A 16,396-nucleotide genomic window follows, 5' to 3' on the forward strand; every position below is an offset into this window, starting at 1 on the left:
TCGCCAGCTTCGTCGGCACGGCGATCGAGTTCTACGATTTCTACGTCTACGCCACGGCCGCCGCCCTGGTGATCGGGCCGATCTTCTTTTCGGCCGACGATCCCTCGGTGCAGACGCTGGCGGCCTTCGCCACCTTCTCCATCGCCTTCATCGCGCGGCCGCTGGGGGCGGCGTTCTTCGGGCATTTCGGCGACAGGGTCGGGCGCAAGGCGACGCTGGTGGCCTCGCTGATGATCATGGGCCTGTCCACCGTGCTCATCGGCTGCCTGCCGACCTATGCCACCGCCGGATGGTGGGCGCCCTTCGCGCTCTGCGTGCTGCGCTTCGGCCAGGGCATCGGCTTCGGCGGCGAATGGGGCGGCGCGGCCCTGCTGGCGGTGGAGAACGCCCCGCCGGGGCGACGCGCCCTCTACGGCATCTTCCCGCAGCTCGGCGCGCCGGTGGGCTTCATCACCGCAAATCTGGGCTTCCTCGGCCTCGCGCTGGCCCTGAGCCCGGCCGATTTCCAGGCCTGGGGCTGGCGCATCCCGTTCCTCGCCTCCGCCGTGCTCGTGGGCGTCGGGCTCTATGTCCGACTGAAGCTCACCGAGACCCCGGTCTTCAAGGCCGCCATGGAGAAGGCCCCGCCCGAGCGCGTGCCGCTCGCCACCATCTTCACGAAATACATCAAGGCGACGCTGCTCGGCACCTTCGCCATGGTGGCCTGCTACGCGGTGTTCTACCTCTCCACCGTCTTCGCGCTCAGCTACGGCGTCTCGAAACTCGGCTTCGACCGGCCGACCTTCCTGCTGTTCGAATGCGTCGCCGTGCTGTTCATGGCCCTCGGCATCCCGCTCTCGGGCTGGGCCGCCGACCGCTACGGCCGCCGCCCCGTCCTCCTCACGGGCCTCGCCTTCACCGCGTCGCTCGGCCTGCTGCTCGGCCCGATGCTCGGAAGCGGGCAGGGCGGCCTGGTGCTCGGCTTCCTGTGTCTGGGCCTCTTCGCCATGGGCTGGCTGTTCGGCCCCATGGGCGCCCTGCTGCCCGAACTCTTCCCCACCCGCGTCCGCTACACCGGCGCCTCGGTGACCTACAACCTCGCCGGCATCCTGGGCGCCTCCGCCGCGCCGTATCTGGCGCAGCGGCTGAGTGAGTGGGGCGGGATCGGTTGGGTTGGGTTGTATCTGGCTGTGGCGGCTGGGGTTAGTTTTGTGGCTGTTGCGCTGATGGAGGAGACTGGTAATTCAGAAAACATAAGCAACATATAACGCCAAATCTAATTATAATAAATTTATAACTTCGACAGTACAATGCATAACTCTGGCATTGGGTTGCTGAAAAACTTAGTACCGAATAGTTGCGCCCTCTCGACTTTAATGTTTGGAATCACGCCCCAAACCTTGCTTATAAGTTGATATATTTTCTCAAAATGTACATGCCTTCTAAAGTTTAGATCGCTTGGCAAAATATGCTGCACATTATCACGGGCGAGTTCCAAAGCTTTATTTCCACTAATCAAAGTAGAATTACCATTGTTTAGCGTGATAAATAGGCTTTCATGCATTTCAAACTCAAAAAAATGCGGGTCCAGCGCGTTGTACCCATTCAATCTCACACTATCCTCGTAAGTTTTTGACAAATGGAAATGTATTCTATCAAGTTTTTCAATTGCATCGCGCGTTTGAGAATATGTAATGGTTTTATTCTTATAAAAACAGAATGGAAGTGGGCCAGAATCACCACCAAAATCCAAGACGTGATTACATACTCTCATTAAGTCTGTTTTTGAAAACTTTGATTGCTTTACTAGTATTGCTTGTTCGCTTGCCCATTTAGCAATAATATCTTTAGGCACAGTACTAAAAGCAAACTGCCTTGCCGCTTCATCGGTCTCTCCTTCAAAAACTCCAATGTATGGCCCTTCTGCCAACTTAGAATTGTGGGTGAATCCCCCCACACTGACGAAGCTAAACGATTCCTGCGTATAGCTGTCTTCGGGTTCTAGCATCATCAAAGCCGCTCTTCCATAATTACGGCCATTTTCAGATTTCAGCGGGCGAATCGTATCGCTATAGATTGCCTTCGCAACTGATTTATCTTTTGACGAACGCAAAGACAAAAGCTCATCTATAAAGTCCTCGGAGTTTTTCGTATATACATCGGCGTAATGCACAAACTCCTTGCCAGAAATTCTATTTTCAAATTCAATTTCTACATCAACGAATGAAATTTTATTTAGGAGAAAATTTTCTAAGTTCACATCAGAATGCGAACTATCGCGAAATCTTTTCCTAGCAATTAATTCAAATTTGCTTTGATCAAGAAGATCTCGGTTGGATATTCGCAAAGTCACGCGCGTGGAAAAATCACGAGGTAGCTCATTTGGATAAGCATCCCGCAGCAGCGGCCTAGTTGCCAATGAGCGGAACTCAAGCGACTTAGCTTCGCGAGCTCCAGAGTCATATTTTTTACTGCATATTGTTACATGGTCAGTCAGCATAAATAATGAAAAAAAGCCAATGCCAAATTTTCCGATCGGTCGGATCGATTTCACCTCAATTCCCGGAAATTCTTCACTTAAAATGCTCGAATTCCATATAGATTTTCCGAAGTCGACGAGCGGTCCTGTTAAAACACGCTCTGTCATACCGATGCCATTGTCATCAATATGCAGGAAATAGTCCTGTGAAGAATCACCTACATCTTCGACAGTTACATGGATTTTGCCCCATGAAACCGGCCTATCTTCGATAGCTCGCCGAGCTCGGATTGCGTCAACGCTATTTTGTAAAACTTCTTTTATTGGAGCAATCAGGGAATTCCCGTATAGGTTTTTTCCACCCAGTGTTTTTGCTAGGTGAACAGGATCAGAGACTTTGATTTCAGCCTGAACCGGCCTCCACCCTTCTACTTTAACATAACTTTTTAATGAATTTGGATTACCAGCACCAATAACTCGTTGCGCGCGAAATAAATCTACACCCATCTCTTCCAATAATGCGTTAGAATTTTTCAACTCTTTATCGACTTGGTTGATCAGATCATAACATAGCCACCAAGCCTCCGACTCAGAGGCCGAGAACGAAGATCCGGAGTTATAAATCAGCGCCGCGCCATTAAGAGTAGGCTTATTTATCTTGTTCTGTGCAGTCCAATGAATGGCTGAATAACCCGTCGGCTTAATACTCGCCATCATCATGGTTGGCGCTCGTCTACTATCAAAATGCGCTGCGTCCGCGCATCGCAACAAGCAAGCAATCTTTTTCTCGTTTATGGCCCATTCAGAAGGCAAAAACGTACTCGCTCCGAGGCGTTCGGAAAGTTGCTCTGCTACCTTTGCGATGTCCCAATTATGACTATGAGCCACTCGCCCGATTATGGATCCGAGCGAATTCCTTATTTCCACGTCTTCGATGATGTAGACTGGGTCGCTATCTTCCCTAAGCTTCCAGTGAGCGGTTGCCATCTTCTGGGCTTGCTTAGCATGCAAGGCTCGCAGCACTGGAAACTTAATAGAATTCTCAATTTCAATCGAAGGATTTTCAATAAGATCTGCGTTGAGAGTAATACCACTCTGTCTCAGGGCTACCGCGGAAAACGCACTCCATTCCGGAGTACGTTTAAGTTCCGCAAGACCACCGGCGAATGCGGCAGAGGACAGGCCCGCGTCGTGAATAAGCAATGACGCTCCGAAGACAAAAGTCTCCGCCGGATTTAATACGAACTCATCCCCTGCAATAAGGCTCCCTAACTCCCACAGCGCATCAATATGCGTAACGTCATGCACAGTTAGGTTTTTACAATCCGCAGGAACTGTTGAGATCAAATGTGAAACATTATCACGCATTCTCAAAAACGCACCAGATAATCGATTTTTTTTCTCTGTATATATATCTTTATTCTTAGACTGGAACCCATTTTTCCAGAGAACGGTATGTTCGAATTCCACGTCAAATCCCACTTATGGCCAAGCGTCGGATCATCATACAAAAAGATACCATTAGCGCAATCAAAATTTACTTGTAGTACATACTACGCCCGAGAATAGATTGCGCGTAGGCTAATTCACCCCCGCTCAATCGTCAGCCGCTGAACGCCCTTACCCCCCAAAACAGGCCGCTTCGAACTCAAGATCCGTGAATTCACCCCGGTCCAGCCGATCTCACCCGAGATCCGCCCGTACTCGATCTTGGGGCAGCGGTTCATCACCACGGTGAGGCCCACCGCCTCGGCGCGGGCGGCGGCGGCGTCATCGCGGACGCCGAGTTGCATCCAGACGATCTTCGGCAGCACCGGCAAGGCGAGGGCCTCGTCCACGAGGCCGCCGGCCGCGTCGGAGTTCCGAAAAATCTCGACCATGTCGACCGGGCCGGGGAGGTCGGCGAGGCGCGCGACGACGGGCTTGCCCAGCAGCATCTGCCCGGCGATGCCGGGATTGACCGGGATCACGTCGTAGCCCCGCGACAGCAGGTATTTCAGCACGATCCAGCTCGGCCGGGCCGGGTTCGCGGACGCGCCCACGAGGGCGATCGACTTCGTTTCCGTGAGGAGCCGGCGGATCAACGCATCGGGATAGCGGTCGTGGCGCGAGGTGTCGGGGTTGGCAGCGTCGGGCTGGGTCATCGGAACTCTTGAAAACGAAGCCCGAGACTTGTCCGCCATCGCGGCGCATGCTGCAAGGCGCGTCATGACGACTGCCATGAGCCTTTCCGAGACCATCGCCTTTCTGGAGCGGGACTTCCCGCAGATGAACCATGACGGGCCGGCCTTCCACCTCGAATCGGTGGGTCCGCTCTCTGCGCGGATGCGGCTCGACTATCACGAGCGCTTCCTGCGCCCCGGCGGCACCCTCTCCGGCCCGGCCATGATGGCGCTGGCCGATTACGCCCTCTACGCGGCGATCCTCGCCAATATCGGCCCGGTGGGCCTCGCCGTGACAACGAACCTCTCCTTCAACTTCCTGCGGAAACCCGGCCCCACCGGGCTCGTCGCCGAGGCCACGCTCCTCAAGCTCGGCAAGCGCCTCGCCGTGGGGGAGGCGCGCCTCTTCGCCACCGGCTCGGACGACCTCGTCTGCCACGCCACGGGGACGTACTCGATCCCGCCGGAGCGGTGAGCCGGCACCCTTCGCCCTCTGCGGGTCCGGCGTGAGTATCCCCTCGCCCCGCTTGGCTGGGGAGAGGGACGCGACGACCCCGTCGTCGGCGCGTCGAGGCGGCAGCCGACGGTGAGGGGGCGGTTCCGGGGGAGCCTCTTCCGGCGACGCCCCCTCACCCTCGCTCCGCTCATCACAGGCACGACAAGGTGCCTGTGATCCTCTCCCCGCGTGCGGGGAGAGGGGAAGCCGGTGCTGGATATCTCCTGACTACGGAAAATGCGCTTCCTCACGCTTCAGCCGATTTCGCTTATCTGACACCGCTTAGCATCCTCGATCCCGCCCGAGCGGTGACCCGGCACGCCACCCTCCCCTCCGCGGGGGAGGGTGGCTGCGGAGCAGGCGGGAGAGGGGGCGGCCTCTCCGGATGGGGCGCTCCCCTCACCCGACCCACTTCGTGGGCCACCCTCTCCCGCAGAGGGGAGAGGGGGAGCCGGTGCCGAATAGCCCAGGCCCGGACAACCACGCTTCCTCACACTTCAGCCGATCTCGCTCACCGATGGCGACGTGCCCAGTCTCGAACCCGCCGAAGCGCCCGGCCATTCCTACCCACCCACCTCATCCTGAGGCGCCGCAGCGCAGCGGAGGCCTCGAAGGAGGGCTCCAGCTTGCGCATGATGGCTGAAGCCTCCCTTCGAGGCCCGCGGGCGCGGGCGCCTCGGGATGAGGGCGCGGGTGGGAGGGGAGCGGGAAGGATGCGGTATCCTGATACCTCAACCCCGAAATACCTCGTTTCCTTGAGGTTTTTGCCGATTCCCCTCGCCCGAAATGCCTTGACGACTCATCCGCAGACCCGTATTCCAGCCTCCAACGCCGCTGCGTGTCTCACGTGGCGGCGCATCGTTTTGCAAGACATCATACGGAACGCCACGGGATGAAGACCTTTTCTCTGAAGCCCGCCGACGTCGACAAGAAGTGGATCATCGTCGATGCGGAGGGTCTGGTCGTCGGCCGGCTCGCCACCATCATCGCGATGCGCCTGCGTGGAAAGCACAAGCCTTCCTACACGCCCCACGTCGATTGCGGCGACAACGTCATCGTCATCAACGCCGAGAAGGTGAAGTTCACCGGCCGCAAGCGCGAGCAGAAGGTGTACTACCACCACACCGGCTACCCGGGCGGCATCAAGGAGCGGACCGCGAAGTTCATCCTCGACGGCCGGTTCCCCGAGCGCGTGGTCGAGAAGGCCGTTGAGCGCATGCTTCCCCGTGGACCGCTGTTCCGCCAGATCATGGGCAATCTCCGGGTCTACAAGGGCACCGAGCATCCCCACACCGCCCAGCAGCCGCAGGCGCTCGACGTCGGCAGCCTCAACCGCAAGAACGTGAGCGCTTGATCATGGCGACCCTCCAGTCCCTCTCCGACCTGAACCGCGCCAACGTCGAAGATCCCGAGAACGCGGCCCCCGTCCACGTTCAGAAGCTCGACGCCCAGGGCCGCGCCTATGCCACCGGCAAGCGCAAGGACGCGGTCGCCCGCGTCTGGATCAAGCCCGGCAACGGCACCGTGGTGGTCAACGGCCGCACGGTCGAGACCTACTTCGCCCGCCCCGTGCTGCGCATGATCCTGCGCCAGCCGCTCACCATCGCCAACCGCGTCGACCAGTACGACATCACGGTCACGGTGCATGGCGGCGGTCTCTCCGGTCAGGCCGGCGCCGTCCGTCACGGCCTGTCCAAGGCGCTCACCTATTACGAGCCCGAGCTGCGCGCGCCCCTGAAGCGCGAAGGCTTCCTGACCCGCGACAGCCGCGTGGTCGAGCGCAAGAAGTACGGCCGCAAGAAGGCTCGCCGCAGCTTCCAGTTCTCGAAGCGCTGAGCGTTTCGGTTCTCTCAGGTTTTGGAAAGGGCGGCCTCGTGCCGCCCTTTTCGTTTGTCGCGACACAGTCCGAAGGTCACTCGATGCCCAACGTCTTCCGGCGCGTTCACGCCCCCGTCGTCACCGCGGTCACGCTCTGCCTGTCCAAGGCCGGCGGCGAGGTGAAGGGCGAAGTGAAGCTCGCCGACGGACGCCAGTTCAGCACCACCGGCCTGCTCCCCATCGCCCAGGCCTTCGGCATCGCCGTGCATGTGGCCAACGAGGGCGGCATGGAAATCGTGGTCATCGATCCGCAAAGCGTCTGGAAGCCGAGCTGGGGAACGCTCGAGGGTTAGAGGTCCGCGCGAAGACCCGTCGCGTACCGCTCGAAAGGGGGGTCCGATTCCGCTCGGAAGCCGTCGCCATTCCGGTGGAATCGCCCTAGTTTCGGGGCATGATCCAGCTGACGAAACCCTTCTTCGACCCCCGTCCCACCCGCGCTGAACCCGATGACGACCCCCATCTCTGGCTCGAAGAGGTGGAGGGCGCGGAGGCCGTCGCCTGGGTTGAAGCGCGCAACGCCGAGACGCTGGCCCGCTTCACCGACCCTGTCATGGAGCGCGACCGCGAGGCGGTGAAGGCCATTCTCGACCGGCCTGACAAGATCCCCCTCGTGTCACGGCGCGGCCATCTCCTCTACAATATCTGGCGCGATGCCGAGCATCCCCTCGGCCTGTGGCGGCGCACCGACGAAGCCTCCTACCGCGCCGGCAGACCTGCCTGGGAAACCCTCCTCGACATCGACGCCCTGGCAAAAACCGAAGGCGTGGATTGGGTTTGGGGCGGCGCGACGCTCATCCCCGGCACCCATGACCGCGCCCTGCTGAAGCTCAGCCGGGGAGGGGGCGACGCCACCATCCTGCGCGAGTTCGACCTGCCGACGCTCAGCTTCGTCGCCGACGGTTTCACCCTGCCCGAGGCGAAAGGCGGGGCGGATTGGCTCGACCGCGACACGCTGATCCTGTCGAGCGCCCTCGGCGAGGGCATGGCCACTCGCTCCGGCTATTCGCGCACGGTTCGGCTCTGGACACGCGGCCAGGACCCGCTCGCGGCCGCCATCCTGTTCGAGACCGCGCCCGAGAATATGGGTCTCTGGGGCGAGGTCGACCACGCCGCGCCCTCCGAGCGCGTGGTGTTCATGGAGCGCACCGGCTTCTTCGACGGCATCCTGCATATCGGCGACCGAACTGGCCCGACCCACCGCATCGACGCCCCCACCGACGCCGAAATCTCTCTCCACGGCGACCATCTCGTCATCCGAACCCGCTCTGAATGGAGCATCGGCGGCGCGCTCCACGTGCCCGATACGGTCCTCGCCATCGGCCTTCCGGCGTTCCTCGACGGGGATCGCGGCTTCACCGTGTTGTGGACGCCCTCCGACCGCCGGGCGCTGCAGAACGTCTCCTGGGCCGGGCCGCGCCTCATCGTCGATGCCCTCGACGACCTGCGCCCGTCCTACAGCGTGTTCGAACCGGGGGAGGGCGGCTGGAACCGCCTGAGCCTTCCGGGCCTGCCGGAGATCGGCAGCGTATCCGTCTGGCCCTTCGATTCCGAGCCGAGCGAGTCGGACGGGTCGCTCCTCGCGCTGCTTCAGGATCCGCTGACGCCGCCGACGCTGCTGTCGATCCCCGGCGATCTCTCGGCTCCCACCATCCTGCGCACGACGCCATCGGCCTTCGACACGAAAGGCCTGACGGTCACTCGCCACGAGGCCATCTCGGTGGACGGCGAGCGCATCCCCTACGTCCAGGTCGGCCCTGCCGGGGCGAGCGGTGACGCGCCGGTGCATCTGTCAGCCTATGGCGGATTTCAGATCTCGCTGCTCCCCACCTATCAGGCGGTGCTCGGCAAACTCTGGCTGGAGAAGGGCGGCGTCGGCGTCGTCGCCAACATCCGTGGCGGTGGCGAGTTCGGCACTCGGTGGCATCAGGCCGGCCGGCGCGAGGGCAAGGCGCTGGCGCATGACGATTTCGCGGCGGTGGCCGCCGATCTGGTGGCGCGCGGCGTCACGAAACCCCCGCGCATCGCGGCGCAGGGCGGCTCGAATGGCGGCCTCCTCATCGCCAACATGCTGACCCGCTACCCTGAGCGCTTCGGCGCCCTGTTCTGCACGATCCCGCTCATCGACATGCGGCGCTATTCGAAACTCCTGGCGGGCGCGAGTTGGATCGCCGAATACGGCGATCCCGATGTGGAGGCGGATTGGAGTTTCCTCGGCGCCATCTCGGCCTATCACACAGCGGAAGCGGGCAAGCCCTATCCGCCGATCCTCATCGCCACGACGCGACGCGACGACCGCGTCCATCCGGGGCATGCCCGCAAGATGGCGGAGAAGCTACGCCATCTCGGGTACGACCCGGCTTTCTTCGAACCGGCCGCCGGAGGTCACGGCTACGGCAAGGACAATTCCGAGACCGCCGCTTTCCTGGCCCTCGGAATGGGCTTCCTCCGGCAGTCCATCGGCTGGGTTCCGGAGGACAGCTGAAGCGTCTCAGGCGCCGCGCCGGCGCATCCCGTCGCGGATGACGTAGGCGCCACCAGCCGCGGCCATGATGGCGAGCGCGTACCATGTCAGGGCGTAGACGAGGTGGTTGTCGCTGAAGGCCACCACGGTGAGCCCGCCCACGGGATACCCGCCGGGATTGGGCTTCGCATCGGCATCGATGAAGTAGGGTGCGGTCTGACCGAGGCCACGCGAAGCGGCGATGGCCGCCACATCGCGCGAGTACCAGCGATCCGCCGCGGGATCGTTGTGGCGCAGAAAGCCGCCGCCGGGCTCAGAGATGCGCAGCAGGCCGGTGACTCGGGTTTCGCCCATGGTCCGGCAAAGTTCACGCGATGCGGGATCGCGCTTATCCGCCGGGACGAAGCCGCGGTTGACGATGATGGTCGTTCCGTCCGCGCCCACCAGCGGCGTCATTACCCAATATCCGCCGCCGAGTTCCGTCACGGCCTGGACGAGGGTTTCCCGATCGTTCGCGAAGGTCCCGGTGGCGTAGACCCGGCGGTAGGCGTCGGTGCCGGCATCGATCGAGGGCCAATCCGACTGCCGAGGTGCGAGGACCGGAGCGGCATGGATCCGCGCATCGACGCGGGCGATCAGGTCGTGCTTCCACGCGCGGCGCTGGACCTGCCAAGTGCCCAGCGCAAGGAAGGCGGCTACGGCCAGGAGGGACAGAACGCCGACCACCGCGAGGCCAGTGCCCGAGGGCCGGAGGGATCTATCCGTTCTCATCAGAATGCCGAGACGATAAAATAAGGCCACGCCTCGGATACGTGATCCGAGACGTGGCCGTAGGGTACTGGTCTCGCATCGTTCTTCCCGAAAACCGGCGTCCAGTAATTGGGACGGTGCGCTAGTGGTGCTGATGCAAGCTGGTCGGCGTCATCGGCATCATGTTGGTGTTCAGATGATACATCACCCAGACGGAGCCTGTGAGCGTGATCACCACGAGCGTCAGGGTGAAGATAAGCGCCAGGATCGTCCACCCACCCTCGGACTTCGTGTTCATGTGGAGGAAGTAGACCATGTGGACAACGATCTGCACCACACCGAAGCCCATGATGACGAGGCCGGTGAGACGCGGGTTTCCGAGCACATCCCCCATGACCAGCCAGAACGGGATCGCGGTCAGGATCACCGACAGCATGAAGCCGGTGACATACCCTTTGAACGAGCCGTGACCGCTATGGTCGCCGTGGCCCTTCACATCCTCTTCGTGGTCCGCCGCATGGGCGGACTGGCTGGCGGCGCTCATTGCAGCACTCCCATGAGATAGACGAAGGTGAAGACGCCGATCCAGATCACGTCGAGGAAGTGCCAGAACATCGAAAGGCACTGCAGCCGGCGCTGGTTCTCCGGGATAAGGCCCTTCTGTTCGGTCTGGACCATCAGCACGACGAGCCAGACCAAGCCGAGCGTCACGTGCAGGCCGTGGGTGCCCACCAAGGTGAAGAACGACGACAGGAAGGCGCTGCGCTGCGGCCCGGCGCCTTCATGGATGAGGTGTGCGAACTCGTAGAGTTCCAGGCCGATGAAGGCGAGGCCGAACAGGCCGGTCACGCCGAGCCAGAGCTGCATCCGCCGCTGCTCGCCCTTGGCCATCTCCAGCATGGCGAAGCCATAGGTGATGGACGAGAACAGCAACATCGACGTGTTCAACGCCACCAGCGGCAGGTCGAACAGATCCTTGGGAGAAGGACCTGCCGCATAGTTTCGACCGAGAACGGCGTATGTGGCGAACAGGGCCGCGAAGATGAGACAATCGCTCATCAGATAGATCCAGAAGCCCAGCATGGTGCCGCCTTCGGGATGGTGATCCTCCTCCATGTAGAAGGAGGGTGCCTCGCCTTCCTTGGCGAGGGTGGGAGCGTGCGACGCCATGGTTCTCAGACCCGACCTTCGAGCAACCGGGTCCGTTCAGCCTCGGTACCGATCACGGTGTCGGCCGGGATGTGGAAGTCGCGGTTGTAGTTGAACGTATGCCCGATGGCGACGACGGCCATGGCGATGAACGTCAGTGCGGCAAGCCACCAGATGTACCAGATCATGCCGAACGAGAAGCCGATGCTGAGGATGCCGAGGATCATGCCCGTGCCGGTGTTCTTCGGCATGTGGATCGGGCGGAAACCCTGGAGCGGTCGGGCATAGCCACGGCGCTTCATGTCCGACCACGCATCGTGATCGTGAATCACGGGCGTGAAGGCGAAGTTGTAGTCCGGCGGCGGCGAGGAGGTCGACCATTCGAGGGTACGGCCGCCCCACGGATCGCCGGTGTGGTCACGCAATGCTTCGCGTCGCATGAAGCTCACGACGAGCTGGATGATGAAGGAGAGGATGCCGAGTGCGATCAACCCGGCGCCGAAGGCCGCGATGATGAACCAGATCTGCAGCGAAGGATCGTCGAAATGCTGCACGCGGCGCGTCACACCCATCAGGCCTAGGACGTAGAGCGGCATGAAGGCGAAGTAGAAGCCCGTGAGCCAGAACCAGAACGACATCTTCCCCCAGAACGGATCGAGCTTGAAACCGAAGGCCTTGGGGAACCAGTAAGTGATGCCGGCCAGCATACCGAACAGCACGCCGCCGATGATGACGTTGTGGAAGTGGGCGATGAGGAACAGGCTGTTGTGGAGAACGAAGTCGGCCGGGGGCACGGCGAGGAGAACGCCGGTCATGCCACCGATGGTGAAGGTCACCATGAAGCCGATGGCCCAGAGCATCGGCTCCTCGAAACGGATGCGGCCCTTGTACATGGTGAAGAGCCAGTTGAAGAGCTTCGCCCCCGTCGGGATCGAGATGATCATCGTCGTGATGCCGAAGAACGAGTTCACGGAGGCACCCGAGCCCATCGTGAAGAAGTGGTGCAGCCAGACGAGGTAGGACAGGATCGTGATGACCACGGTGGCGTAGACCATCGAGGCGTAGCCGAAGAGCCGCTTGCCGGAGAAGGTCGAGACGATCTCCGAGAACACTCCGAAAGCGGGCAGGATGAGGATGTAGACCTCCGGATGACCCCAGATCCAGATGAGGTTCACGTACATCATCGGGTTGCCGCCGAGGTCGTTCGAGAAGAAGTGCGTGCCCACGTAGCGATCGAGGGAGAGCAGCGCGAGAACGGCCGTGAGGATCGGGAAGGCGGCGACGATAAGGATGTTTGTGCAGAGCGCGGTCCAGGTGAAGATCGGCATCTTCATCATGGTCATGCCAGGCGCGCGCATCTTCACGATGGTGGCGATCAGATTGATGCCAGACAACAGGGTGCCGATGCCGGCGATCTGAAGCCCCCAGATGTAATAATCGACGCCGACGCCGGGACTTCCGGCAGGGCCGGAGAGAGGCGGGTAGGCCAGCCATCCGGTACGGGCGAACTCGCCGACGAACAACGACGCCATGATCGTCGCGGCGCCGCTGACGGTCATCCAGAAGCTGAAATTGTTGAGGAACGGGAATGACACGTCGCGTGCACCGATCTGCAGCGGCACGACGAAGTTCATCAGCCCGGTGACCAGAGGCATCGCCACGAAGAAGATCATGATCACGCCGTGGGCAGTGAAGATCTGGTCATAATGATGCGGCGGCAGGTAGCCCTCGTTGGCGCCGAAGGCGATGGCCTGCTGCGAGCGCATGAGGAGCGCATCGGAGAAGCCGCGCAGCAGCATCACCAGCGCGAGCACCACATACATGATGCCGATCTTCTTGTGGTCGACGGAGGTGAACCAGTCGCGCCACAGCGGACCCCACCAGCGCATGTAGGTGATGAGGCCCAGCAATCCGACGCCACCGATGGCGACGCCGATGAACGTCACGAGCAGGATCGGCTCGTGATACGGAATGGCTTCGAGAGTCAGTCGCCCGAAGACGAGCTTCTGAAGATCGAGATTGGCAAACATGGGATCGCTTCGTTCCCGGTTGTCGTCGAGGGGACGTACCGATCGATTCGGTACTGGTCTCTCATGGGTTCAATTTAATGGTGCCGCCGCTGTGATGCGCCTGTCCCGAAGGCCGCGCGTCATCGCGTCGGCCTAGCGGTTCAGCTGCGCGGGGGCAGGGTCACTTTGCTTCGTCTCGGACCCGGAATGGTCGTGGTGGTGATCATGCCCCTTGTCCGGGTCGACCTCCTGGCTGCGCGTCTTCTTTTCGGTGGCTGGGAACGTCGCTCCTTGGGCCTCCTCGCCGCGGACGGCATGCCGGTCGTCGTAACGAAGCCGCTCCCGGTTGGCGTGGCTCTCTTTGCCGGCGCCGCCCTTGGAGTCGATGCTCATCATTTCGCCCATGCACATCTTACCTTCGACGACGCACATGTTCAGAATGGCGCTGTAGAGCCCCGGCGCGACGCTGGAATAGTAGCCCACCGGCTCGCGCTCGCTCGGCTTCTCCAGGGCGATGTAGGCGTCGCGGTTGAGCTCCTTGCCCTCCGCCTTCACCTTGGCGACCCACTGGTCGAAGCCGCCCTGGTCAAGCCCGTGGAACTTGAAGTTCATCCGCGAGAAGCCTTCGCCGCTATAATTGGCGGAAAAACCTTCGTAGACGCCCGCCTTGTTGATGACGGCGTGCAGCTTCGTCTCCATTCCGGCCATGGCGTAGATCTGTCCCGCCAGCGCCGGAATGAAGAAAGAGTTCATCATCGAGGCCGATGTGATCTTGAAATTGATTGGCACATCCACCGGCGCCGCCAGTTCATTCACCGTGGCGATGCCCTGGTCGGGATAGAAGAACAGCCACTTCCAATCGAGTGCCACGACCTCGACCGTCAACGGCTTCACATCCGCAGAAAGCGGACGGGAAGCGTCGATGCGGCTCAGGGGCCGGTAGGGATCGAGCGTATGTGTGCTGATCCAGGTCAGCGCCCCGAGGGCGATGATGATAACGAGAGGCGCCGACCAGATCAGCACTTCGAGCTGAGTCGAGTGGTGCCAGTCGGGGTCGTACTCGGCCTCGGTGTTCGATTGGCGATAGCGCCAAGCGAAAAAGAGCGTGAAGGCGATCACCGGAAGGATGATCAGCAGCATCAGCCCCGTCGAAGCGACAATGAGGTCACGCTGCCGCGTGGCGATGTCGCCCGCTGGCTGCATGACGACCATGTTGCAGCCCGAGAGAAGGGCCATGAGAGGCAGGAATGCGAGAGCGCGCAAGGATCTGGATGACATCCGACCGGCTGCAGTGAGACGTCCGCGGGCGGAACGTCGGGAGGAAACATTTGGCTTACGAAAAGCGGCGGCTCGTACTGGATCGCTTGCCGCGATGCCGGTTCGATACGGGCTTCTCCTGCGCAGTGCAAAGGCGCCCTGGCAAGTGCGTGCGGCTTTAATCAGCCGGGCGTTGAGAGCATAGCTGATTTCCATTGCGGAAGGCAGTAAGAAGGGAAGCATCACCCGCGGGACATATGCCTGACTGATCCGCGAAACGTGACGTTGCATCGCTTTGCCGCAGTGCAACAAGCCCTCATAATCGGAACACAGGGATGCGCCAAGTGCGGCGTGTCCTTCCCACCCTTCAAGCAGCGAATGGCCGTCCATGAGCCAAGATTACGCGTTGCAGACCCCGCCGCATCTGAGTGCAGGTGCCAGGGCCGGCGCATCCGAACCCGAAGTCGCGCCCGGCGACATTGCCGTCGGTGTCCTCATCGGCCGGACATCGGAATTCTTCGACTTCTTCGTCTTCGGCATCGCCTCGGTGCTGATTTTCCCGAAGGTCTTCTTTCCGTTCGTCCCGCCCCTGGAAGGCACGCTCTACGCGTTCGCCCTCTTCGCTCTCGCCTTCGTGGCACGGCCCATCGGTTCGGTGATCTTCATGGAGATCGACCGACGGCATGGGCGAGGCGTGAAACTGACGATCGCCCTGTTCCTGCTCGGTGGCTCGACGGTGTCGATCGCGTTCCTGCCGACCTATCACAGCATCGGGATGGCCTCGGTCTGGCTGCTCGCCGCTTTCCGTATAGGGCAGGGGCTCGCGCTGGGCGGCGCGTGGGACGGCCTCGCTTCGCTTCTGTCGATCAAAGCCCCCAGTGACCGCAAGGGCTGGTATGCGATGATCCCGCAGCTCGGAGCGCCCATCGGCTTCGGGCTCGCAAGTGCCCTGTTCTCGTTCTTTCTCGCCAACCTGACCATGGACGACTTCCTCGATTGGGGCTGGCGTTACCCGTTCTACGTGGCCTTCGCGGTAAACGTCGTCGCTCTTTTCGCGCGACTTCGCCTCGTTGCAACCGAGGAGTTCACGCAGCTTCTCGAGACGCGCGAACTCGCCCCGACCCCGGTCTGGGAAATGATCCGCGCACAGGGGCGAACTGTCCTTATCGGCGCCTTCGTGCCGCTGGCGAGTTTTGCACTGTTCCATCTCGTCAGCATATTCCCGATCAGCTGGATCACCCTGTTCACAAAGCGCTCGGCCGGGGAGTTCCTGCTCGTACAATTCGTCGGCTCGATCGTCTTCGCTGGCGCGATTGTGATCTCGGGAATCGTCGCGGATCAGGTGGGCCGGCGTCGGCTCGTCGGCATAGCGGCCAGCCTAATCGGCTTGTTCAGCCTCGCCAGCATTCTCGCACCGCTGCTGTTCGGCGATAGCGAGACCGGCCAGACGATCTACGTGCTCGTCGGCTTCGGTCTGCTCGGCTTGTCTTACGGGCAGACATCAGGCTCGGTGACCGAGTATCTCGGCACGCGCTATCGCTATACCGGCGCGGCGCTCACATCTGATCTCGCCTGGCTGATCGGAGCCGGCTTCGCGCCGCTGGTGGCGCTGAGCCTGTCGAGCCGATTCGGCCTTGCTTGGGTGGGAGTTTACCTGCTGTCGGGTGCGGTCGCGACCTTGGGCGCGCTCGCCATCAACCGGAAGGTTGCCGCGATCTGACAATTACGGACGTGGTACAATGAGAAAAAGGCCCGCATGCACTGCATGCGGGCCTT

Annotated in this window: 14 protein-coding genes; 7 read left to right on the forward strand and 7 right to left on the reverse strand. The window is 61.1% G+C overall.

What is annotated here, in order from left to right; translation table 11 throughout:
• The coding region (locus tag IPV08_RS22480; RefSeq protein WP_207413844.1) for an MFS transporter at positions 1 to 1,247 on the forward strand (1,247 nt) is incomplete at its 5' end.
• A gap of 23 nt (positions 1,248 to 1,270) precedes the next feature.
• Here the strand turns inward: IPV08_RS22480 and IPV08_RS25125 are convergent.
• Both IPV08_RS25125 and IPV08_RS22490 read right to left on the reverse strand, forming a co-directional pair.
• Entirely contained in the window at positions 1,271 to 3,928 is a 2,658-nt protein-coding gene (locus IPV08_RS25125; protein WP_207413846.1) for an ATP-binding protein, read from the reverse strand.
• 116 nt (positions 3,929 to 4,044) lie between these two features.
• Positions 4,045 to 4,602 carry a CoA-binding protein gene (locus IPV08_RS22490; RefSeq protein ID WP_207413848.1) on the reverse strand — a complete coding sequence of 186 codons (558 nt, stop codon included), beginning with the start codon at positions 4,600 to 4,602 and terminating at the stop codon, positions 4,045 to 4,047.
• A 76-nt stretch (positions 4,603 to 4,678) separates the two neighbouring features.
• Between IPV08_RS22490 and IPV08_RS22495 the strand changes: the two genes are divergently transcribed.
• From IPV08_RS22495 to IPV08_RS22515, 5 genes are all read left to right on the forward strand, one after another.
• The gene (locus tag IPV08_RS22495; protein ID WP_207413850.1) at positions 4,679 to 5,095 is read left to right on the forward strand and encodes a PaaI family thioesterase; all 417 of its coding nucleotides are present in this window, start codon (positions 4,679 to 4,681) and stop codon (positions 5,093 to 5,095) included.
• A gap of 913 nt (positions 5,096 to 6,008) precedes the next feature.
• Positions 6,009 to 6,470 (forward strand): 50S ribosomal protein L13, encoded by a 462-nt coding sequence (gene rplM, locus IPV08_RS22500; RefSeq protein WP_018042797.1) that lies wholly within the window; start codon positions 6,009 to 6,011, stop codon positions 6,468 to 6,470.
• Between the two features lie 2 nt (positions 6,471 to 6,472).
• Positions 6,473 to 6,952: a 30S ribosomal protein S9 gene (gene rpsI, locus IPV08_RS22505; RefSeq protein ID WP_026175762.1), complete on the forward strand. Its 480-nt coding sequence runs from the start codon at positions 6,473 to 6,475 to the stop codon at positions 6,950 to 6,952.
• An 83-nt stretch (positions 6,953 to 7,035) separates the two neighbouring features.
• Positions 7,036 to 7,287, forward strand: a complete 252-nt coding sequence (locus tag IPV08_RS22510; RefSeq protein ID WP_207413852.1) for a hypothetical protein — start codon at positions 7,036 to 7,038, stop codon at positions 7,285 to 7,287.
• A gap of 98 nt (positions 7,288 to 7,385) precedes the next feature.
• A complete protein-coding gene (locus tag IPV08_RS22515; protein ID WP_207413854.1) occupies positions 7,386 to 9,476 on the forward strand; it encodes a prolyl oligopeptidase family serine peptidase in 2,091 nt (696 codons plus the stop codon).
• A 6-nt stretch (positions 9,477 to 9,482) separates the two neighbouring features.
• On the opposite strand, the gene IPV08_RS22520 is transcribed toward IPV08_RS22515, so the two are convergent.
• The 5 genes from IPV08_RS22520 to cyoA all read right to left on the reverse strand — a co-directional run bounded on the left by IPV08_RS22520 (position 9,483) and on the right by cyoA (position 14,641).
• Positions 9,483 to 10,226: an SURF1 family protein gene (locus IPV08_RS22520; protein WP_207413856.1), complete on the reverse strand. Its 744-nt coding sequence runs from the start codon at positions 10,224 to 10,226 to the stop codon at positions 9,483 to 9,485.
• A 121-nt stretch (positions 10,227 to 10,347) separates the two neighbouring features.
• A complete protein-coding gene (gene cyoD, locus IPV08_RS22525; RefSeq protein WP_207413858.1) occupies positions 10,348 to 10,749 on the reverse strand; it encodes a cytochrome o ubiquinol oxidase subunit IV in 402 nt (133 codons plus the stop codon).
• Positions 10,746 to 11,375 (reverse strand): cytochrome o ubiquinol oxidase subunit III, encoded by a 630-nt coding sequence (gene cyoC / locus IPV08_RS22530; protein WP_056432855.1) that lies wholly within the window; start codon positions 11,373 to 11,375, stop codon positions 10,746 to 10,748. The genes cyoD and cyoC overlap by 4 nt, the downstream gene beginning before the upstream one ends.
• A gap of 5 nt (positions 11,376 to 11,380) precedes the next feature.
• Positions 11,381 to 13,384: a cytochrome o ubiquinol oxidase subunit I gene (gene cyoB, locus IPV08_RS22535; RefSeq protein ID WP_207413860.1), complete on the reverse strand. Its 2,004-nt coding sequence runs from the start codon at positions 13,382 to 13,384 to the stop codon at positions 11,381 to 11,383.
• Positions 13,385 to 13,516: 132 nt separating this feature from the next.
• Positions 13,517 to 14,641: a ubiquinol oxidase subunit II gene (gene cyoA, locus IPV08_RS22540; RefSeq protein WP_207413876.1), complete on the reverse strand. Its 1,125-nt coding sequence runs from the start codon at positions 14,639 to 14,641 to the stop codon at positions 13,517 to 13,519.
• A 367-nt stretch (positions 14,642 to 15,008) separates the two neighbouring features.
• Here cyoA and IPV08_RS22545 point away from each other — a divergent pair, with 367 nt between their 5' ends.
• On the forward strand, positions 15,009 to 16,340 hold the full coding sequence (locus IPV08_RS22545; RefSeq protein ID WP_056432866.1) for an MFS transporter: 1,332 nt from the start codon (positions 15,009 to 15,011) through the stop codon (positions 16,338 to 16,340).
• The last annotated feature ends 56 nt before the right edge of the window (positions 16,341 to 16,396 follow it).

The organism is Methylobacterium sp. SD274, assembly GCF_017355285.1.
Classification (GTDB): domain Bacteria; phylum Pseudomonadota; class Alphaproteobacteria; order Rhizobiales; family Beijerinckiaceae; genus Methylobacterium.